Origin of the sequence: Sinomonas sp. B1-1 (assembly GCF_050474465.1) — a bacterium.
GTDB classification, from domain to species: domain Bacteria; phylum Actinomycetota; class Actinomycetes; order Actinomycetales; family Micrococcaceae; genus Sinomonas; species Sinomonas flava.
Genome location: NZ_JBCHVF010000001.1, coordinates 862,173 through 883,297, shown reverse-complemented (window position 1 = coordinate 883,297; position 21,125 = coordinate 862,173). Strand labels below are relative to the sequence as shown.

Here is a 21,125-nt window from a genome sequence, read left to right as displayed (position 1 = left end):
CCGCGCGCCCCGTCCCGCCCCCAGACCCCTCCCGGAACCACCAGAAAGGCCATTCGACACATGGACCTCGGCCCGCTGGCGCTCAGCGTCGCCCTCATCGCCCTCGTCTGGTGGGGTCCCGGCTGGCTGCTGGGAGAGGCGCTCGGCATCCGCCGCATCCTCCTGCCGGCCGTGGCGCCGCTCATCGGAGTCGGGGCGCTTGCCAGCATCGGGGCCATCGGGCACCTCGCCGGCATGGCATGGAACGCCCTCACCGTGGCGATCACGGTCCTCGTCCTCGCCGCCGTGCTCTTCGGCGTCCGCGTCGTCGTCCGGAGGCGTAGGCCCGCCGCGGATCCGGAGCCCTTCTTCGGCAGGTGGGGCTACCGCGGGGCGTGGCTGACCCTGGCAGCCGGCATCCTCGCCGGGGGAGTCGTCGCCGCCACCTCGTGGACGGTCGGCACTGAGGGGCTGCTGGGCATCAACCAGGACTGGGACATCCCGTGGCACGCCAACATGATCCGCCTCATCGCGGAGAACCAGGTGTGGGACCCCTCCATCGCCGGCAACTTCGCGTACTACGACACCAACATCGCCGACGCGCCGATCCGGAGCTACCCGATCGCGTTCCACGCCATGCTCGCGCTGGTCTGGCCGGTGACCGGTGTGGCGCTGCCCACGTTCCTGAATGTCTTCGTCGTGCTCATGATGGCCGTCCAGCTCCCCCTGAGCACTGTCGCGCTCGGCCTCGTCGTGACGCGACGCCCCGTCGCGCTGGCGGCCGCGGCCGCTGTGTCCGGCTGGTTCACGGTGTACCCGTTCGACCTCCTCTGGCGCGGACCGCTCATCCCCTTCTTCGCGGGGATGCTGCTCGTCGGGCCCTTCTGCCTCCTCGCCGTGCGCGCCGCCCTCGGCCGTCTCTGGCTGTGGGTGCCCGCGATCGCGTTCGGAGCGGTGGCGCTCATCGCCGTCCACCCCTCGCTGGCCTTCGTGGTGGCTCCCATCCTGGTCTTCTGGTTCATCGCGCTCCTGGTCCGACGCCGCCTCGCGGCCGTGGTGCCCGCCCTCGTCCTCGCCGCGGGTGCAGTCCTCGCGGCGGTCCTCGGCCTGCCGATCATCCAGCAGATGCTCAAGGAGGCGGAGCGCGTCTCGAAGCAGGTCTGGGCCGCGGACACCGACCGGATGGGCGCGATCCAGAACATCCTCCTCCTGCACCACGGGTCAACCCCCCAGCCGATCCTCTCCGCCATGGTCGGCCTCGGGGTTGTGGCTCTCCTCGTGCGGCCGAAGATGTGGTGGTACCTCGCCCCGGTCCTGGCGTACGCCTTCCTCTCCGCCTACACGATGGGCTCGAACAGCACGCTGTTCGCGAGCCTGACCGCTCCGTTCTACGACGACCAGTGGCGGATCTTCGGCATCCTGGTCATGCTGCTCGTGCCGCTGGCCGGGCTCGGTGTGGCGCAGTTGGCCGAGGCCGTCGGCTGGGCGGTGCGGCGGTTCCGCAGCCAGCGGGGGAGGCGCGCGCAGGGCGAGCGCACGACGGCGGCCGCGCACGCGGCGTCGTCCGCGACGCCTGTCGCTGTGCTCGCCACGGCAGCGGTCGTGCTCCTGCTCGCGGGAGTCGTCGCACGTCCCTACTTCGCAGAGAACGCGGCACGGATTGAGATCAACACCAAGGTCGACGGCGCGACGCTCTCCACGGCCGAGGTGCGCCTCCTGACCCATATCGCCGACTACGTGCCGCAGGACGCCACGGTTCTCAACGACTCGTGCAACGGCTCGGTCTGGATGTACGCGCTCGGCAACCGCATGCCGATGATCCGGCACTTCGAGATCCTGCCGACCAACCGGCAGCTCCTCGTGCTGCAGAAGCTCCCCGAACTCGCGACCGACGCCCAGGTCCGCGCCGCGGCCGCCGAGCTCGGCATCGAGTACGTCTACATCGCCGATGGGACCATCCGGGCCTGGGACGAGCCGAAGCCCGGGCTGACGCACCCAGACCAGATCCCATTCCTCAAGCTCCTCGCCCGCGACGGCAATGCCGCCGTCTACAGGATCGACTGGGACAGCCTGCCGGGCGGTCGCGCCCAGCTCGATGCCCGGGCTGGCGACCGCCACCAGATCGGGGACGTGCCCGGCATTCTCCTGAACTCCGCCCCCGACAGGATTGCCCCCCTTGGAAGGATCTGCTGATGCTCGACAAAGCCAAGCGCTTCCTGCGCTCGAGCCTCTTTCGCTACCTCTTCATCGGCGGCCTCAGCTTCCTCGTGGACCTCGGCCTCCTGGCCCTGTGCTACCAGGTGTTCGGCCTCCCGCTGTGGGTCGCGACGGGCGCCGGGTTCTGGGGAAGCTTCTTCTTCAACTACTTCCTGCAGCGCCACTTCTCCTTCGGGGGTGGCGGCAGCGCGCTCGGTGGCGTCCTGCGCTACTCGGGGCTCCTCGTGGTGAACACGCTCGCCGTCATGGGCATTGTCCAGTTCTTCGAGTTCGTCGGTGCAGGCTATGTGGTGGGCAAGGTTGTCGCCACCATCCTGACCACCGGCTGGAACTACTTCATCTACAAGCACTGGGTCTTCCCACAGCACCACAGGAGCAAGGCCGCCGAGCCCAGCGCGCCGGACACCGGTGCCCCCATTCACCCGACACCATCGACGAACAGCGAAGGATAACGATGTACCGAGGAGTACGGATCGCCGCGGTCGTGCCCGCCTACAAGGAGGAGCTGCACATCGGGACGGTCATCCAGACGATGCCGGACTTCGTCGACGACATCGTGATCGTCGACGACTGCAGTCCTGACGACACCTCTGGTGCCGCACGGCGCGCCGACGACGGCCGCGTCACCCTCATCCGCCACGAGGTCAACCAGGGCGTGGGCGGTGCGATCATGACGGCGCACCGCGCCGCGATGGACCTCGGCGCAGAGATCAACGTGGTCATGGCCGGGGACGCCCAGATGGACCCCGAGTACCTCCCGCAGCTGCTTGACCCCGTGATCGACGGATACGGGTTCGCGAAGGCCAATCGATTCTTCTCAGGCGAGTCGTTCGCGGGCATGCCGGGCTACCGGATCTTCGGCAACATCGTCCTGTCGTTCATGACGAAGCTGGCCTCGGGCTACTGGCACATCTTCGACCCGCAGAACGGCTACACGGCGATCCGCACGGAGGTCTTGCGCAGGCTCCCCCTGAACAAGGTCGCGCAGCGGTACAGCTTCGAGAACGACCTCCTCATCCACCTGAACATCCTCGACGTGCCGATCTGCGACGTCCCGATCCCGGCCGTGTACGGTGCCGAGGTCTCCAGCATCAAGCTCAGCAGGGTCATCCCGGAGCTCGTCTCGCTGCTCTTCGGCGGCTTCTGGCGGCGGGTGTGGTGGAAGTACATGGTCTGGTCGTTCTCCGCAGTCGCCCTCCTGCTGATCTTCGGGCTCGCCCTCCTCGTGGGCGGGATCGCGATCGGCATCTGGGTCATCCTCGCGAGCGTCGGCTCGCCGACCGCGGGCTCGGTCATGCTCGCTGCCGTGCCCTTCATGCTCGGGGTCCAGATGCTGCTGATGTCGCTCCAGCTCGACATCCAGGGCAGCCCCAACAGCCCGACCCTACACAAGCTCCAGCCGCAGACTGCGAATTAGGCGGGCATCCGGCTTCGGCCGGTGCTCTGTGAGAGATCGGTACGCACGACGTCGGCCCTCACCCCGCCCGGGGTGGGGGCCGACGCCGTCCCGCGGGCCGGTCAGCCGAGCATGGCGGTGAGGGCGTTGATGAGGGTGGATTCGACGCCGTTGGTGCCGGCGCGGAAGTGGGCGATGTGGCCGTAGACGGTCATGGAGCCGCCGGCGATGCCGGGGGCGTCGGTGTCCCAGCCGCCTTCGTAGCTGCCGGCGGTCATGTATGGGGAGAAGTACTCGTTGGAGGGGATGTAGCAGCAGGACTCGTTGGCGTAGCCGCCGATCCAGATCCCGGCCGATCCGCCGTATCTGGACCGGAAGTAGGCGGCGTAGCCGCTGACCATCTCCCCGCCGACGAAGGCCATCCGCAATGGGGTGCCGCCGCCGATGGTCCAGACCTGGAAGGGGGAGGGGACGCTGGTGGCGACGTTGCCGGAGTCGATCCTGGCCATCATCATCTGCGCGTGGCGCACGTAGTAGGCCGGGAAGCCGCTCGGGTTGGGAAGGCGGGCGGCATAGGCATTGCGGAGCGCCGCAAGATTGCCCGCGGTCGTGCTGATCTCCAGCGGCAGGTTGACCTGCTGGTACTTGGTGTTGATCGGGCCGGTGAGGGCGCGGCCGGCGCTCTGCGCCGCGCTGAGGACGGCGGAGCCCAGCGAGTCGCCCCACTGGTCGCGCAGCGCCCAGCTGGGCGGAGAGCCCGCAGGGTTCTGGTCGCCGGCGGGGCCGATGAGGAAGAGCGCGAAGGCGTCGGAGCGGTTCTCGATGTAGTTGCACGCCCCGGCGGGGTAGTCGCCGTCGAACAGGGAGCGGTCGCCGGCGGCGACGGGGTGCGAGCCGTAGCCGAAGATGACCGCTGCGGCCGTCCCGTTCGAGCGGCGGCACACAAGGACCGGAACGTCGGTCTCGACATAGCTCAGGCCGGCCCGGTTCACCGACCAGGTCTGCTGGATGACCTTGTAGTCGAGGCTCACCGTCGTCTGCCCGGCGTTGAGGGCCGCCCGGGCGGCCTCGACGATCCGGTCCTCGAGCCAGGACGAGTAGGCCCGGATCTGGTCCATTCGGTGATGCCGTAGCTGGAGAAGGGCTGCAGCGTGTCGACGAGCGTGGGCCCGTTGTGCGTGTGGGTGGCCTGCAGCAGGATGTCCGCGGTTGCCCAGTTGGCGAGCGCGAGGAGCCGCGGGCGGATGCGCTGGTGCATCGTCCGGGGGATCGCCAGGACGTCGACGCTCAGGATCAGATGGGGGCTGCCGTTCTCACGGATGACGACGGCGCGGGCCCACAGGGGCTCATACGGGGTGCTGCTCGTCGCGAGGCGTCCGCCGTCCGCAGTGCCGTAGCCGGCCATGTAGGGGTTGGAACTCAGCGTGGGGGTGATGTTGACCTTCGCCGTCGCCACAGTGAACGCCATGTTCTCTCTCCTCTTTCTGATGCTGGCCGTGGATCGTCGGACTCAGGTGCTGGCTGGCCGCATCCTCAGGCGGGGGCGCCGGCGTCGATCCAGCGCTTCATGATGGCCGCCTGCGGAGCCTGGGGGGCCAGGACGAGCACCCCCTGGACGATCGGGGCGCCGACTCGGCGGATCCCCGCCTCGACCGTGCGCTGGTCCAGTCGGGTCGCGGCGGTGACGATGTCCAGGCAGATCTGCTCGCGGCTGCCCTTGGCCCCGGCGGCGATGGCGGCGTCCACGGCCGCGTTCTCCTCCGCGGTGAGGGCCTGGGGCCGGGGGCCGACGTACTTGGCCTTGCAGGAGGCCACCTGCAGGTAGCGGCTGTTGGACCACAGCTCTTCCAGGCTCGTCAGCTCCGGGAGGCTGGTGCCGTCGTAGAGCGTCGCGGCGAACAGGTACCGCGTGGGCCGTTCCGGCTTCTCCTTCGCGGTATCCGTGGGGGTCTTGCGGGCCGTCGGCACGGCCGGCGCGGCCTGTGCCCCGACCGCCGCCACAGCGGCAACCCCTACTCCTGCCGTCAGGGCACACAGCTGTAAGGCAAAACGCCTGGAGATCTCCATGAACGCCCCCGGTGTTCTGTGGATGCTCCCCAGCAACGCATACAACGGTTGCGTGGACCGGCTGGCCCCGCTGCTTCCATCGTGCGGGATCCGGGCTGCTCCGGCACAGGGCACAACGACCCAGAACCGCGGGGCAGACTTCCTGGGCAGGCGACGCGGACGACGGCGCCCCCTCCTGGGTGGGAGGGGGCGCCGTCGTGCGTGGGCCGGGCCGGCCCGGGTGGGGTCAGGGGAGGGTGAGGCCGTTCCAGCCCCAGCCGACCTGGGTGCGGCTGAGCCAGCCGCCGGTGCCGTTGCCGGGGTAGAGGTAGAGGCCTCCGGAGGCGGTGTCGCGGGCGAGGACGTCGTTCTTGCCGTCGCCGTTGAAGTCGCCGATGCCGAGGATGGCGTTCATGACGCCCCAGCCGGAGCCGACCTGGGCTCGGGTGCCGAAGCCTCCGGTTCCGGTGCCGGGGTAGAGCCAGAGGGCGCCGTTGGCGTCGCGGGCGAGGATGTCAGTCTTGCCGTCGCCGTTGAAGTCCCCGGTGCTGGTGATGGCGTTCATGGTGTCCCAGCCCCAGCCGACCTGGGTGCGGGTGCCGAGGCCTCCGGTTCCGGTGCCGGGGTAGAGCCAGAGGGCGCCGGTGGTGTCGCGGATGAGGAGGTCGGTCTTGCCGTCGCCGGTGAAGTCTCCGGGGGCGGTGATGAGGTTGGCGGTGCCTAGGCCGGTGGCGAGCTGGGTGCGTGCCTTCCAGCCGCCGGTGCCGTTGCCGGGGTAGAGCCAGAGGGCGCCGTTGGTGTCGCGGGCGACGAGGTCGCTGATGCCGTCGCCGTCGAGGTCGCGTGTGGCGGTGATCAAGGACAGGCCGGTCCAGGTGCCGGAGCTCAGGCGGGTAAGCCAGCCGCCGCTGCCGTCGCCGGGGTAGATGTAGCCGTTGCCGCTGGAGTCGATCGCCACGACGTCGTTCATGCCGTCCTTGGTGTAGTCCTTCCACGGAACCACCGCGGGCGTCACCGTGTAGGTTTCGGTCACGACACCTGAGGCATTGCCGGCAGCGTCGACGCCGAAGAACTTCAGCGTCATCGCGGCCGTGAGGGTGAGCTGCGTGCTGTACTTCGTGCTCGACGTGGTGGGCGTGCTGCCGTCGGTGGTGTAGTAGATCGTCGTGTTCGTCTCATTCGAGTTCAGCGAGATCTTCGTCCCCGAGGCGTACTGGCCGCCGGCAGGGGAGGCGCTGACCACGGGCGCCGTGGTGTCGGGGACCTGGTAGGCGAAGCTGGCCGGCGCCGAGGTGTTGCCGTAGGGGTCCACCGCGATCGCCTTGATGGTCAGCGGACCATTGAGGGTGATCGGGCCCGTGTACTTCGTGCTCGAGGTGGTCGGCGTTGAGCCGTCGACCGTGTGGTAGATCGACCCCGACTCGGAGCTGCTCAGGGTGATCTGCTGGCCCGATGGATAGGTGCCGGGCGCCGGGGATGCAGTCACCGTCGGTGCCGTGTTGTCGAGCACGTAGGCGACGCTCTGGACGGTCGACGCATTCTTCGAGCTGTCCACGCCGAAGAACTTCAGGGTCATGGTCGCCATCGGAATGGGCCCGGAGTACGGCGTGCTCGAGGTGGTGGGAGTGCTGTTGTCGGTCGTGTAGTAGATGGTCGCCGGCTCGTTGGCCGAGAGCGTGATCGACTGCGAGGGCCCGTACGTCCCCGCCGCCGGGCTCGCCGTGACGGTAGGCGGCGTGGTGTCGACGATGTTCACCGTGACGGTCACGCCGGTGGTCGTCGTGTTGCCCGCCTTGTCGGTGGCCTGCACCTCGAACCGGTGCTGTCCCGCCGTGACGTTGGTGAAGGTCTTTGGCGAGGTGCAGGCCGTGAAGGCCTGGGTGTCCATGCGGCACAGGAACCGGTCGACATCCGTCGAGGTCGAGGAGAAGACCACGTCCACGTTCTGGGAGACCGTGACCGTGGAGCCATCCGTCGGCGAGGTGATGGAGAGCTGCGGCGCAGTGAGGTCCACCTGCACGACCACGGAGGCAGCGGTGCTGCGGTTCGTGGCCTTGTCCACGGCCTTCACGTAGAGGGTGTGCTGGCCCTCGGTTGTGAAGGAGAGCTGGCTGCCCGGTGTGCAGGGAGTGAAGCTCGCGTCAGCGGTCGTGTCGATCGCGCACACGAAGGTCGCGCCGGTCTCGGCTGTGGCGGAGAAGGTCGGGCTTCCGTTCACCGGCGTCGTCGACGTCGGGCTCGTGATGGTCGGCGCCGCCGGCGCCTGGGTGTCCACCGTGAAGTCGCGGCTCGCGGCGCTGCCGCCGCCGGTCGCGCTGACCTGGAAGGTGTACGCGCCGTCGGCCAGCGGAGTGGACGGCGTGTAGGTGCCGGAGGTGCAGTCGGTCCAGACGGGATTCGAGCTCCCCGAGGCGGTGATCGCGCACTGCATCGATGCCGCCGGGGTGGCGGAGACGGTGAAGGTCGGCGTCGAGTCATTCGTGAAGGCCGGGTCGGGTGCCGCCTGCCCATTGGCCAGTGTCGGGCCGCCGGTGATGCTCACGACCCCGCCGGAGAGGCGGTACATGACGCCCTTGCCCGACGGCGGGGGCGAGGACAGCAGCCCGGCGTCGTCCATGACGAGCACCTTGCCGCCGAGCACGCCCAGGCCCGTCACCTTCGAGTAGCCCAGTGCCCACTGGGTGTCGACGGCGTTGTTCGCGAGGCTCACCTTGACGACCGAGTCCTTGCCGGCGTCGGCGGAGGTGGCGCCGATCGAGGTCCCCGCGTAGAGGGTGTTCGACGAGCTGTCGAACATGAGCGCGCCAGCCTTCGGCACGCTGAACGCTGCGGTCGGGGTGATGTTCGCGAGGGTCCCGTCGGGGGGCGCCGTGAAGCGCGTGATCCCGCTGGCCTCGGCGACGTAGACGATGTTCCGGCCGCCCGAGAGTCCGGCCGCGGCGATGCCGGTGACGGCACCGGAGGCCGAGGCGATGCTCTCGAGGCTCGGGTGCTGGATCTCAGGGTAGGTCAGGCGCGCGATCACCCGCGTGCGCTCGAAGCTGAGGTAGATGTTCTTGTCCGCGCCGAGGCTCACGGCGTTCGGACGCAGGTCGCCGTCGAAGATCTGCAGGGTGTTCGCGTAGTCGAACTTCTGCGTCGACGGGTTCCACTTCGCTCGGACAACCTGTGAGCCCCCCGGGGTCTGGTCCGGGATGAAGACGAGCTCGTCGCCGCTGCCGGGCTGCCCGTCCGGATCGAAGAAGGCAGGTGCGCCGGGGACCAGGGGGCCCGGGCCGGCCTTGTCGAGGGTGCCGCCCAGACACGTGGGCGCCGTCGTGTCGGTGGAGGTGAGGGGATGGTCGATCCTGCCGGGTGTCGTTCCGGTGGGTTCTTGGATCCTGCAGAAACCGGCCTTGCGGTCCGCCACCCAGACGCGGCCGACGGGGTCGATGATCGTGCCGGCGGCCTGAGTCAGGCCGGTGACGAACGTCTGTTTCGGCTGGTCCGCGCTTGCCGGGACTGCGGTCGCGACTCCGACAGCCATCGTGGCGGCGAGCGTCAGTGCGACGATGCCAGCGCTGGACTTCCTGAGCGTGCCCGGTCTCATCGCGTTGCCGACGAGCCGTGAGAAGCCGACGAGCACGAGTGTCCCCCGTTTCATCCGGATGCTCCCCAGCCCCGCATGCCCCATATTGGACCCTCTGGGCCCACAGGGACCATCTTGCACCCTCGCAGCGCTCTGCGCACAGGGCCTGAAGACCCGGGGTCGCCACAGGTTCCGATCTGTGCCCGTTCCGAGCCCTCGGCTGCCTTGACCCCCGAACAGCGGAGTCGGGACGATATGGACAGGGACCGTCGGCTTGAACCGGGCCGCCGCGACGTCCGCCTCGGAAGGGGGGAACATGCCACCTGCCACGCGTGCCGTCCCTCTCCGCGGCGCCTCCAGAGGCCTGATCCTCGCGGTGCCGCTCTTGGCCGCGACTTCCTTGGTCCTCGGAGGCTGCAGCACCGGCTCGGCTCCCGACGGCAGCGCGAGCACGACGGCGTCCGCGAGCCACTCGCCGTCGTCCTCCTCCAGCGCCACGCGCCCATCCTCGGCCCGGGGCACCACGCTCGCAGCAGAGGACCTGCGCTTCCTCATCACCTGCAGCCACGTGGACAATGCGCCCGATATCTCGCGGTACAGCCTCGAAGAGGTCTGGGCCAGCACCAACTACGTCCGCATCAAGGAATGCACCGTCGCATACCAGGGGAGCCGGCCGTACGAACCCCAGGGCGACGAGACTGCCGTGGTGGACACGGCCCTGCACGGGCAGGCGACGGGGGACGCCGCGCTCGACGCGGTCCTTGAGGCCATGCGCCTCTGCACACGCATCTCGGACGAAACAGGACCCGAGGGCTTTGCCGCGGCCAGCAGGGACATGCTGCGCGCCGCAGCTGCCTTCTGCCCGGATGCTCCCCAGGGGAAGATCATCCAAGCGTGGGCGTCAGGCGAACGCTTCGGCGACGGGTCGCACGCCGTCGGCCCTGAGATCGCTGCCGGCGACTACGCTGCGGTGAATCCCGCCGAGTCGTGCCGCTGGGCCGTGGCCTCAGGCGCCGGGGCCCAAGTGGCTTCCGGCGGTGCTGCCGAGGCGTCCACGGTGACCCTGAACCGCGGCAGCAGCTTCAGTAGTGACAATTGCGGGATCTGGAGGAAGATGTAAGGGCGGGGCCGCCCGGCCCACGCGGCCGTTGTATGCGTTGCTGGGGAGCATCCGAACATCGGGGGCGTTCGTGGAGATCCCTAGGCGTCGTGCTATCCAGCTGTTTGCGATCGGAGTCGGAGTAGGGGTTGCCGCTGTGGCGGCGGTCGGGGCGCAGGCCGCGCCGGCCGTGCCGACGGCCCGCAAGACCCCCACGGATACCGCGAAGGAGAGGCCGGAACGGCCCACGCGGTACCTGTTCGCCGCGACGCTCTACGACGGCACCGATCTTCCCGAGCTGACGAGCCTGGAAGAGCTGTGGTCCAGCAGCCGTTACCTGCAGGTGGCCTCATGCCGGGCCAAGTACGTCGGCCCCCGGCCGCAGGCCCTCACCGCGGAGGAGAACGCGGCCGTGGACGCCGCCCTCGCGGCCGGGGCCAAGGGCAGCCGCGAGCAGATCTGCCTGGACATCGTCACCGCCGCGACCCGCCTGGACCAGCGCACGGTCGAGGCCGGGATCCGCCGGGTCGGCGCCCCGATCGTCCAAGGGGTGCTCGTCCTGGCCCCTCAGGCTCCGCAGGCAGCCATCATGAAGCGCTGGATCGACGCCGGCGCCCCCGCGTAGCCCGGGCAGCTGGTCTCCCGCGGCTGGCTGCACGCGAGAAGGGCCGACGGTCCAGAAGGCCGCCGGCCCTTCTTCCTGCCGGAGTGTCAGCCGAGCATGGCGGTGAGGGCGTTGATGAGGGTGGATTCGACGCCGTTGGTGCCGGCGCGGAAGTGGGCGATGTGGCCGTAGACGGTCATGGAGCCGCCGGCGATGCCGGGATAGTCGGTGTCCCACCCGCCTTCGTAGCTGCCGGCGGTCATGTACGGGGAGAAGTACTCGTTGGTCGGGATGTAGCAGCAGGACTCGTTGGCGTAGCCGCCGATCCAGATCCCGGCCGATCCGCCGTATCTGGACCGGAAGTAGGCGGCGTAGCCGCTGACCATCTCCCCGCCGACGAAGGCCATGCGCAGCGGGGTGCCGCCGTCGATGGTCCAGACCTGGAAGGGGGAGGGGACGCTGGTGGCGACGTTGCCGGAGTCGATCCTGGCCATCATCATCTGCGCGTGGCGCACGTAGTACGCCGGGAAGCCGCTCGGGTTGGGCAGGCGTCCCGCATATGCATTGCGGAGCGCGGCGAGGTTCCCGGCCGAGGTGTCGATCTCGAGGGGGAGGTTGACTTCCTGGTACTTGGTGGTGATCGGGCCGGTGAGGGCGCGGCCGGCGCTCTGGGCGGCGTTGAGGACGGCCGCTCCGAGGGAGTCTCCCCATTGGTCGCGCAGGGCCCAGCTCGGGGATCCTGAGGGGTTCTGGTCGCCGGCGGGGCCGATGAGGAAGAGGGCGAAGGCGTCGGAGCGGTTCTCGATGTAGTTGCAGGCCCCGGCGGGGTAGTCGCCGTCGAAGAGGGAGCGGTCGCCCGCGGCGACCGGGTGCGAGCCGTAGCCGAAGATGATCGCTTCGGGTGTGCCGTTGGGGCGCCGGCAGACCAGCACGGGCACATCGGTCTCGACGTACTTCAGGCCCACGCGGTTCACCGACCAGGTCTGCTGGACGACCTGGTAGTCCAGGGTCACGTTGGTCTGCCCGGCGTTGAGCGCGTCCTGCGCGGCCTCGACGATCCGGTCCTCGAGCCAGGACGAGTAGGCCCGGATCTGGTCCATTTCGGTGATGCCGTAGCTGGAGAAGGGCTGCAGCGTGTCGACGAGCGTGGGCCCGTTGTGCGTGTGGGTGGCCTGCAGCAGGATGTCGGACGTCGACCACGAGGCCAGAGCCAGCAGTCGGGTGCGGATGCGCTGGTGCATGGAGCGGGGGATCGCGAGGACATCGACGCTCAGGATCATCTGGGGGCTGCCGTTCTCACGGATCACCACCGCACGCGCCCACAGCGGCTCGAAAGGCGTGCTGCTCGTCGCGAGGCGTCCGCCGTCCGCAGTGCCGTAGCCGGCCATGTAGGGGTTGGAACTCAGCGTGGGCGTGATGTTGACAGCCGCCGTTGCCACAGTGAACGCCATGAGCGCTCTCCTCGGGTCACTGCTGCCAGCGAAGGAAGAGCCGCCCCATTGGCTCCGGAGCCCCCCGTCGGCACCACTGTGTCTGAGACCTCCTTCATTAGAACACGCCGACGGTGAATTGTGGTCCTCGGAAACGAAGAGTGGGGCGCCGCGTGCTCGCGGCGCCCCACTCGGGGCAGGTGTGCGGCGTCGTTCCGCCGCACACTGCTATTTCGCTGCTGGTGCGAAGAGGTTGGCGCCGCTCCACCCGGTGCCGACGACCGCCGTCGTGCCCCACACGCCACCCGCAGTGATGGGGTAGTAGCGCAGGGCGCCGTCGGTGGTGCGGGCGAAGAGCCCCTTCGTGCCAGCGCCGGTGAAGCCCGAGCTGCCCACGACGGCGTCGAAGATCTGCCAGCCGGTCCCGACGGTGCGGCGGGTCTCGTTGATGAAGGCACCGCTGCCGTCTGAGCGGTAGAGGCGCACCTCACCAGCCGTGGTGCGGGCGAGGATGTCCGAGTTGCCGTCGCCGTCGAAGTCGATCTGTGTCAGCGACAGGCCCTGCCAGCCCCAGCCGATGGTGACCGGCGCAGCAAGCGACTTCCCGCCGACGTTGGCAATGTACTGGAGGGTGCCATCGGGCGCCTTGGCGACGATGGAGGGCAGCGCGTCGGCTGCCTTCCAGCGGCCCACCGTGAGCGTCCACCCGTCCCAGCCGGTGCCGATGACCGTGGCCGCGCTGAACGTGCCGTCGGCCTGCCCGAAGTAGACCATGATCCGGCCGTCCGGCCACAGTCCGACGAGGTCCTGGAGGCCGTCGCCGTTCCAGTCGGCGACGAACCCTTGCGTGACGCTCGACCAGCCGGACCCGACCGCGACGGGGGCCGCGAGCGTTCCGTTGCCCGGGGCAGGGTACCGATTGAGCACTCCCGTGCCCGTGGCGCCAACAAGGTCCGAAGGCCGGATCACGGTGGGGGGCGTGGGATCGAGCGGCGCTCCTCCGAGCGTCGCGTTCTGCCAGCCCGAGCCGATCTTCGACGGTGCTCCCCACGATCCATTCGACGCCGGGTAGTAGTAGATGTCCCCGACGGTATCCTTCGCGACGAGGCCAAGGCTGCTTGCACCCACGAATCCCCATGAGGACGCGACGGACGCCATGCGGTTCCATCCGCTGCCGATGGCCTGTCCCTGTCCGGTTGTGAAGCCGCCCTGGCCATTGCCTGCGTACAGGTACATCGTGCCGTCAGATGCGCGCGAGAGCAGGTCCTGCGCGCCGTCGCCATCGAAGTCGATCATGGAGATCTTCTGGGTGCCGAATCCGGACCCCACCTGCTGGCCGCCGCCGAGGTACCCTCCGGCGGTGTTCGAGTAGTAGAACAGTCGCCCTTGGGCATCCTTGGCGAGGATTGACGGATACCCGTCCCTCGCGTTCCACCACCCGACCGTGACGGAGATGTCCTGCCATCCGGTGCCGACTGTGGTGGGGGCGCCGAACCCGCCACCCGCGGCCCCCGGGTACATCCGGAGAGTGCCGTCGCCCCATTGCCCGAGGAGGTCGAAGACGCCGTCCTGGTTCCAGTCGACGACGTAGACCGCCTTGGCGCCGCTCCAGCCCGAGCCGATGCGGCGCGCGGTCTGGATGAGGCCTCCCTGCCCGTCGGCGGGATAGTCCACGAGGTTCCCGGAGGAGTCGATCATGACGAGATCCCCGGCCGTCGCTATGGAGGCGTTGGCCGCCGCGGTGTCGCCCCGGGCGAACAGCTTCAGGGCGTTGAAGCTGCCGTTCCACTGGTTCGAGTCGCCGGCGAAGGGGCCCTGGCTGTTGTACTGCCAGATCGAGTAGAACGACCAGCTGGCGGGGAGGGTCCCGGGGCCCACGTTGTTGTACGCGGCAATGTGGAGGGGGTTGTCGGAGAAGGCGGCACTGTTGCCGGTGCACCTGCTCCACCAGTCCGTGGTGGTGTAGATCGCGGGTACCCGGCCCACGAGGGATTTGAGAGTCGCGGAGAAGTCCTGAATCCACGCCACCATCTGCGCCGCACTCATGTTGTAGCAGACGTTGCCGAGGGAGCTGTACGGGTTGTACTCGATGTCCAGGAGCGGGGGCATCGTGATGCCGTCCGGCGACCAGCCTCCGCCATTCCTCACGAAGTAGTTCGCCTGAGTCGCGCCGCTCGAGACGCTGGGGAGCGCGAAGTGGTACGCGCCGCGCACCATGCCGGCGTCGGCGCTGCCGAGGTACTGGGAGCTGAACGCGTCGCTCACGTACGTGGTGCCTTCGGTCGCCTTGACATAGGCGAAGCGGGCGCCGAGATTCCACTGCTGCTGCCAGTCGATGTCGCTCCCGCCGGACGCGGCGGACTGCCACGCGCTGACGTCCATGCCCTGGACCCCTGGGGGCGTCCAGGTGTTGTTCGCGGTCTGCACCGCGGCATTCGCGGGGCCGCCGACCTCGAGCGGAACCACGGTCGAGGACTGCGGCGTGACCGCCGTCGGGTCGTTCGACGCGCGGGGTGCGGGATCCGGAAGGGCGGACGGGTTGAGCGCGGTCGCCGCGGTCTGCGGAACCGAGGTGGTGGGCGACTTCCCCGCGTTGATGCGCTTGAGGCCTTGGCCCATCGCCGAGCCGCTGCGCCCCATCTGGGTCTGAAGCTGGGCCATGGTCTTGTCGTCCGGGGGCGCCGGCTGAGAGGCATCCCCGGTCGGGGCCGCCCCGGACGACGGCGTCGGGCTGGGCGCCGTTGCCGGCGCACCCTGACGCGGTGGGGGCGTTGAGCCCGCATTCTGAGCCTGCGCTGCAGCGGGTCTCGTCGTGTCGAGGGCCACCGGCGCAACGGTGCCGGCCGGTGGGGCGGCAGCTTGCGCGAGTGGGCCTGGGTTCTGGAGCGCGCTGGTGGATGCGCCCGTGCCTCCGTGGAGGGTTGCGGCGGGCACGGCCACAGCAGCGGCCACGGTGACGACGGCGACTGCCGCGCCTTTCGCGAGCCGGGTGATGTGTCGGTGCTTCTGATGCCGGTGGGCTGCTCTGCTCATGCTGGACCGTCCAAGGGCTACGGCCGCTGATCCCCCCACTCAATACGGCCTTGCGGACTGCCCCCGTCAATCTGGCACGTCCCGAGCCAACGGGGGCAGCAATGGCATCGTCACGATAACACTGTTGTTTCTGATGTGACTATTGAGTCCAAAGATACTGACGAGATTAGTGTTCTTCGTTGAGCAGTCCGAGAAGGTAGCGTCCGTAGCCGCTTTTGACGAGGGGCTGCGCGACTTTTCTCAGGGATTCGTTGTCGAGGAAGCCTTGGCGCCAGGCGATTTCCTCGGGCGCGCCGATCTTGAGTCCTTGGCGGTTTTCCACCGTGCGGATGAAGTTGGAGGCGTCGTTGAGGTCGCTGAAGGTGCCGGTGTCCAGCCATGCGGTGCCGCGGGGGAGGACTTCGACGTGGAGCCTGCCGGCCTCGAGGTAGGTGCGGTTGATGTCGGTGATCTCGAGTTCGCCGCGGGCGGAGGGCTTGAGGTCCTCGGCGATGGCGACGACGTCGTTGTCGTAGAAGTACAGGCCGGGGATGGCGTAGTTGCTCTTGGGCTGGGCGGGCTTCTCCTCGATGGAGACCGCGCGCCCGGCGTCGTCGAATTCGACGACGCCGTAGGCGCTGGGGTCCTTGACCCAGTAGCCGAAGACGGAGGCGCCGTCGATGTCGTGGTGGCGGCGCAGCTGGGTGCCCAGGCCGGGGCCGTAGAAGATGTTGTCCCCGAGGACCAGGGCGACGGTGTCGGCGCCGATGTGCTCGGCGCCGAGGATGAAGGCCTGGGCCAGGCCGTCGGGGGAGGGCTGCTGGACGTAGCTGATGGAGATCCCGAAGTGGGACCCGTCGCCCAGGAGCCGTTGGAAGAACGGGGCGTCCATGGGGGTGGTGATGACCAGTATGTCCCTGATGCCCGCCAGCAGCAGGGTGGAGAGCGGGTAGTAGACCATGGGCTTGTCGTAGACGGGCACGAGCTGCTTGCTCACGCCCAGGGTGATGGGGTGGAGTCTGGACCCGGTGCCCCCTGCCAGGATGATTCCCTTCATGGAAATCATCATTCCGGTTACACGTTGGGTTCCCAACAGTTAGATTCAGGCTTATGAAACTGCTCGTGACGGGCGGCGCAGGCTTCATCGGTGCCAATTTCGTCCACTACGCGCTGCGGCATACGGGCCATCATGTGACCGTCGTGGACAAGTTGACGTATGCGGGGAATCTGGCGTCGTTGGAGGGGCTGGCGGGGGAGCGGTTCCGGTTCGTGCGGGGGGACATTGCGGACGCGGCGCTGGTGGATCCGCTGGTGGCGGCGGCGGATGCGGTGGTGCATTACGCGGCGGAGAGCCACAACGACAATTCGCTGCGGGACCCGCGCCCGTTCCTGGAGACGAATATCGTGGGCACGTACACGCTGATCGAGGCCGCGCGCCGGCACGGGACGCGGTTCCACCACATCTCCACCGATGAGGTGTACGGGGACCTGGAGCTGGACGACCCGGAGCGGTTCACCGAGTCCACCCCGTACAACCCCTCGAGCCCGTACTCGGCGACCAAGGCCGGTTCGGACCTGCTGGTGCGGGCGTGGGTGCGCTCGTTCGGGCTGGCGGCGACGATCAGCAACTGCTCGAACAACTACGGCCCCTACCAGCATGTGGAGAAGTTCATCCCGCGCCAGATCACCAACGTGATCGACGGTGTCCGGCCCCGGGTGTACGGGAAGGGCAGGAACGTGCGGGACTGGATCCACGCCGAGGACCACTCCTCCGCGGTGCTGGCCATCCTCGAGCGCGGCAGGATCGGGCAGACGTACCTGATCGGGGCGGACGGGGAGCGGGACAACAGGGCGGTGGTGGAGCTGATCCTGGAGCTGATGGGCCAGGCGCCGGACGCGTACGACCTGGTCGCGGACCGGGCCGGGCACGACCTGCGCTACGCGATCGACTCCACGAAGCTGCGCACTGAGCTCGGCTGGGAGCCGGCCTACGGCGACTTCGCGGCGGGCCTGGCCGCGACGATCCGGTGGTACCGGGAGAACGAGGCCTGGTGGCGCCCACAGAAGGCCGCCACCGAGGCCCGGTACGCGGAGCTGGGCCAGTGAGCGGGCCGGGCCGGGGCGGGGAGGGCTTCGTGTTCTCCAGGCCGCTGGCCGTGCACGCGACGGCGATCCCGGGGCTGCTGCTGCTGGACCTGCCGGTGCACGGGGACGGGCGGGGGTGGTTCAAGGAGAACTGGCAGCGTCAGAAGATGGGCGCCCTGGGGCTGCCGGACTTCGCCCCGGTGCAGAACAACGTCTCCTTCAACGCCACGGCCGGGACGACCCGGGGGATCCATGCCGAGCCGTGGGACAAGTACGTCTCGGTCGCCACGGGCCGGATCTTCGGAGCGTGGGTGGACCTGCGCCCGGGCCCCACGTTCGGGGCGGTGGTCACGGCCGAGCTGGACCCCTCCAGGGCGGTGTTCGTCCCGCGCGGGGTGGGCAACGCCTTCCAGACCCTCCAGGACGGCACGGCCTACACCTACCTGGTCAACGACCACTGGTCCGCCGAGGCCCAGGGCAAGTACACGTTCCTGAACCTGGCCGACGAGACCGTGGCCATCCCGTGGCCGATCCCGCTGGCAGACGCGGAGCTGTCGGAGAAGGACCGCGCCCACCCCCGCCTGGCCCAGGTCGCCCCGATGCGGCTCAGGACGGTCCTCGTGCTCGGCGCCGGAGGCCAGCTCGGCAAGGCACTGCGCAACGCGTACGACGGCGACGACTCACCTGCCGCTGTCGAGTTCGCCACGCGCTCCGAGTTCGACCTCGCCGACCCGGACTCGTACGCCTCGCGGGACTGGTCCGGGTACTCCACAATCATCAACGCCGCCGCCTACACCGCCGTCGACGCGGCAGAGACCCCTGAGGGGCGCCGGGAGGCGTGGGCGGTCAACGCCGGCGCGGTGGCGAAGCTGGCCCGGGTCGCGGCCGAGCACCGGATCACCCTGGTCAACGTCTCCAGCGACTACGTCTTCGACGGCACCGTGCGTGTCCACCACGAGGACGAGCCGTTCTCCCCGCTGGGGGTGTACGGGCAGTCCAAGGCCGCCGGGGACGCCGCCGTGGCCGCCGTCCCACGGCACTACACCGTGCGCACCTCGTGGGTCATCGGGGATGGGAACAACTTCGTGCGCACCATGGCGCGCCTGGCAGCCCAGGGGGCCAGCCCCGCCGTCGTCGATGACCAGATGGGCCGGCCCACCTTCACCGCGGACCTCGCCGCCGGGATCCGCCACCTGCTCGAGAGCGGGGCCCCGTACGGGACCTACAACCTCAGCTGCTCGGGGGAGACCGCGAGCTGGGCCGACGTCGCCGCGGAAGTGTTCGCCGTCGTCGGACGCCACCCCGGCGACATCCAGCGCACCACCACCGCCGCCTACTTCGCCGACCGGCCCCACACCGCCCCACGCCCGCTGAACTCCACCCTGGACCTGCACAGGATCGAATCCACCGGCTTCACCCCCCACCGCTGGGAAGACCGACTCCGCACCTATCCGATCGGGCCTTGAGCGCGAGGACGTCACCGAGCGTCTTCCGTTTCGGTTCGTCCCGTAAGCTACGCCCATGCCTCAGACTTCACGTATCACCAAGGCCGTCATTCCTGCTGCAGGCCTCGGCACCCGCTTCCTCCCGGCGACGAAGGCGATGCCGAAGGAGATGCTGCCCGTCGTCGACGAGCCCGCCATCCAGTACGTCGTCGCGGAGGCGGCCAAGGCCGGGCTCGACAACGTCCTCATGATCACGGGCCGCAGCAAGCGGGCGCTCGAGGACCACTTCGACCGCGTCCCGACGCTTGAGGCCGTGCTCGAGGCCAAGGGCGACACCAGGCGCCTCGCAGCCGTCCAGGAGTCGAACACGCTCGGTGACATCCACTACGTGCGTCAGGGTGATCCAAAGGGCCTTGGCCATGCCGTCCTATGCGCCAAGCGGCATGTGGGCGACGAGCCCTTCGCCGTCCTGCTCGGCGACGACCTCATCGACTCCCGCGATGAGCTGCTCAGCGAGATGATCCGGGTCCAGCAGGCCACCGGCGGATCGGTGATCGCCCTCATGGAGGTCGACCCGGAGCAGATTTCGTCCTACGGGTGTGCGGACGTCGAATCCGTGGATGGCGAGGACTATGTCCGCGTCAACAGGCTCGTCGAGAAGCCCGCCGTCGAGGAGGCGCCGTCGAACCTCGCGGTGATCGGCCGTTACGTGCTGCACCCGGGCGTGTTCGACGTACTCGAGCAGACGCAGCCCGGGCGCGGCGGCGAGATACAGCTCACCGATGCGCTCGAGGTCCTCGCCGCCCGTGAGGGCGAAGGCGGCGGCGTCCATGCCGTGGTGTTCCGGGGGCGCCGCTACGACACGGGGGACAAGCTCTCCTACCTCAAGGCGGTGGTGACCCTCGCCGTCGAGCGTGAGGATCTCGCCGGGCTGCGGCCGTGGCTCAAGGACTTCGCAGCGGCGCTGTAGGCGCGTCAGCGGTTCAATCGGGGGAGTTTTCCACAGGTAGGCGTCTTGTTCAGCGGGTGTTGGCAAAAGCAGTTAGTGTGAGCCTTGCTGCCGGGAGGGGGTCCCGGCAGGGCGACACACCCAGGGGGGAACTGTGGACGCACTGCGCATCGTCGAGGGAGAGGTCCGCGAGCTGATCAGGCTCAGGGGCATCGATCCGCTCGGCTCGTCGGGTGACGTACGGCGGCTGGTCGATGCCGCCGTCGTGGACTACGATGAGCGAGCTCTGCTGGGCGTGGTCCCTCCCCTTGGCTCCCTTGAGGCTGCCCGCAAGAGCCTTTTCGACGCCGTCGCCGGCTTCGGGCCCCTCCAGCCCCTGCTGGACGATCCGACCATTGAGGAAATCTGGCTCAACGCTCCGCACGAGGTGTATGCAGCCCGAAACGGTGAGTCCGAACTGACGAGCGTGACTCTCAGCGAGCAGCAGGTCCGCGACCTCGTCGAGCGCATGCTCAAGTCCTCCGGGCGCAGGCTCGATCTCTCGAGCCCGTTCGTCGATGCTGCCCTCCCCGACGGCTCTCGCCTGCACGTGGTGATACCCGATGTGACCCGTCGGCACTGGGCTGTGAACATCCGCAAGTTCATTGTGAAGGCGAGCCGCCTCGAGCACCTCGTCGAACTGGGATCCCTCACCCCCCAGGCCGCGCGTTTCCTCTCCGCGGCGGTGGCGGGCGGTCTTAACATCCTCGTCTCCGGTGCGACCCAGGCCGGCAAGACGACGATGCTCAACTGCCTCAGCGCGTCGATTGGTTCCCGTGAACGGGTGATCACGGTCGAGGAGATCTTCGAGCTCCAGTTCCCGCTGCGCGATGTCGTAGGGCTGCAGTGCCGTCAGCCGAACCTCGAGGGCACCGGCGAGATCCCGCTGCGACGTCTCGTCAAGGAGGCGCTGCGCATGCGGCCTGACCGACTGGTCGTGGGAGAGGTGCGCGAGGCGGAGGCCCTCGACATGCTCATTGCCTTGAACAGTGGGCTTCCCGAGTGCGGGTTAGGGACAGTCAAGGCTTCGAAGGAGCTCGCAACAGCTTTCGCCTAGCGATCTCGCCTTTACAGCCCCGAACACTGCTCGTCCTGCCGCGAACCGAGCTCTGCGACCGCAGGTCGCCAAGCGGGCCCCACCGCTTGTACCGAGGAGAAATGTCAGTGGTGTTTGGCACAGTCGAGTGGAGTGTTGATGGTGCTGCAAGGCAGCGTCCGCACCCTAGACTTGCTGGGGTCGACTGACCGAATAGAAG

The 21,125-nt window shown here is 68.8% G+C and carries 15 protein-coding genes and 1 pseudogene; 9 read left to right on the top strand and 7 right to left on the bottom strand.

The genetic code is table 11. The features are described 5' to 3' along the window. Positions 1-60: 60 nt before the first annotated feature. From ACQ5BE_RS04125 to ACQ5BE_RS04115, 3 genes are read left to right on the top strand one after another with little or no spacing between them, the layout of a single operon-like run. The gene (locus ACQ5BE_RS04125) at positions 61-2,172 is read left to right on the top strand and encodes a DUF6541 family protein (RefSeq protein ID WP_430295600.1); all 2,112 of its coding nucleotides are present in this window, start codon (positions 61-63) and stop codon (positions 2,170-2,172) included. Then, a complete protein-coding gene (locus tag ACQ5BE_RS04120; RefSeq protein ID WP_344298536.1) occupies positions 2,172-2,648 on the top strand; it encodes a GtrA family protein in 477 nt (158 codons plus the stop codon). Before ACQ5BE_RS04125 ends, ACQ5BE_RS04120 begins: the two co-directional genes overlap by 1 nt. A gap of 2 nt (positions 2,649-2,650) precedes the next feature. Then, entirely contained in the window at positions 2,651-3,613 is a 963-nt protein-coding gene (locus ACQ5BE_RS04115) for a glycosyltransferase family 2 protein (protein WP_430295599.1), read from the top strand. A 101-nt stretch (positions 3,614-3,714) separates the two neighbouring features. Here ACQ5BE_RS04115 and ACQ5BE_RS04110 read toward each other — a convergent pair whose 3' ends face one another. The 4 genes from ACQ5BE_RS04110 to ACQ5BE_RS04095 form a co-directional block, all read right to left on the bottom strand. Then, positions 3,715-4,710, bottom strand: coding sequence for a hypothetical protein (locus ACQ5BE_RS04110; RefSeq protein ID WP_430295598.1), 996 nt, complete (start codon positions 4,708-4,710; stop codon positions 3,715-3,717). After that, complete coding sequence (locus ACQ5BE_RS04105; RefSeq protein ID WP_430295597.1) at positions 4,620-5,060, bottom strand: hypothetical protein; 441 nt, start codon at positions 5,058-5,060, stop codon at positions 4,620-4,622. The genes ACQ5BE_RS04110 and ACQ5BE_RS04105 overlap by 91 nt, the downstream gene beginning before the upstream one ends. A 65-nt stretch (positions 5,061-5,125) precedes the next feature. Further along, a complete protein-coding gene (locus ACQ5BE_RS04100; protein ID WP_430295596.1) occupies positions 5,126-5,593 on the bottom strand; it encodes a hypothetical protein in 468 nt (155 codons plus the stop codon). A gap of 292 nt (positions 5,594-5,885) precedes the next feature. Next, on the bottom strand, positions 5,886-9,281 hold the full coding sequence (locus ACQ5BE_RS04095; RefSeq protein ID WP_430295594.1) for a chitobiase/beta-hexosaminidase C-terminal domain-containing protein: 3,396 nt from the start codon (positions 9,279-9,281) through the stop codon (positions 5,886-5,888). Positions 9,282-9,522: 241 nt separating this feature from the next. Here ACQ5BE_RS04095 and ACQ5BE_RS04090 point away from each other — a divergent pair, with 241 nt between their 5' ends. Continuing rightward, complete coding sequence (locus ACQ5BE_RS04090; RefSeq protein ID WP_430295593.1) at positions 9,523-10,326, top strand: hypothetical protein; 804 nt, start codon at positions 9,523-9,525, stop codon at positions 10,324-10,326. Between the two features lie 136 nt (positions 10,327-10,462). After that, entirely contained in the window at positions 10,463-10,930 is a 468-nt protein-coding gene (locus ACQ5BE_RS04085; protein WP_430295592.1) for a hypothetical protein, read from the top strand. 86 nt (positions 10,931-11,016) lie between these two features. On the opposite strand, the gene ACQ5BE_RS04080 is transcribed toward ACQ5BE_RS04085, so the two are convergent. From ACQ5BE_RS04080 to rfbA, 3 genes are all read right to left on the bottom strand, one after another. After that, on the bottom strand, positions 11,017-12,360 hold the full coding sequence (locus tag ACQ5BE_RS04080; protein WP_430295591.1) for a hypothetical protein: 1,344 nt from the start codon (positions 12,358-12,360) through the stop codon (positions 11,017-11,019). A 207-nt stretch (positions 12,361-12,567) separates the two neighbouring features. After that, positions 12,568-15,000 carry a GH25 family lysozyme gene (locus ACQ5BE_RS04075; protein WP_430295589.1) on the bottom strand — a complete coding sequence of 811 codons (2,433 nt, stop codon included), beginning with the start codon at positions 14,998-15,000 and terminating at the stop codon, positions 12,568-12,570. 538 nt (positions 15,001-15,538) lie between these two features. Next, entirely contained in the window at positions 15,539-16,408 is an 870-nt protein-coding gene (gene rfbA, locus ACQ5BE_RS04070; protein WP_430295588.1) for a glucose-1-phosphate thymidylyltransferase RfbA, read from the bottom strand. Positions 16,409-16,461: 53 nt separating this feature from the next. Here rfbA and rfbB point away from each other — a divergent pair, with 53 nt between their 5' ends. The 4 genes and pseudogenes from rfbB to ACQ5BE_RS04050 all read left to right on the top strand — a co-directional run. Continuing rightward, entirely contained in the window at positions 16,462-17,457 is a 996-nt protein-coding gene (gene rfbB, locus ACQ5BE_RS04065) for a dTDP-glucose 4,6-dehydratase (protein ID WP_430295587.1), read from the top strand. A 29-nt stretch (positions 17,458-17,486) separates the two neighbouring features. After that, on the top strand, positions 17,487-18,902 hold the full coding sequence (locus tag ACQ5BE_RS04060) for a sugar nucleotide-binding protein (protein ID WP_430295586.1): 1,416 nt from the start codon (positions 17,487-17,489) through the stop codon (positions 18,900-18,902). Between the two features lie 55 nt (positions 18,903-18,957). After that, entirely contained in the window at positions 18,958-19,851 is an 894-nt protein-coding gene (gene galU / locus ACQ5BE_RS04055) for a UTP--glucose-1-phosphate uridylyltransferase GalU (protein WP_430295585.1), read from the top strand. A gap of 133 nt (positions 19,852-19,984) precedes the next feature. Continuing rightward, positions 19,985-20,899: pseudogene (locus tag ACQ5BE_RS04050) on the top strand (CpaF family protein); the annotation flags it as partial. Positions 20,900-21,125: the final 226 nt, after the last annotated feature.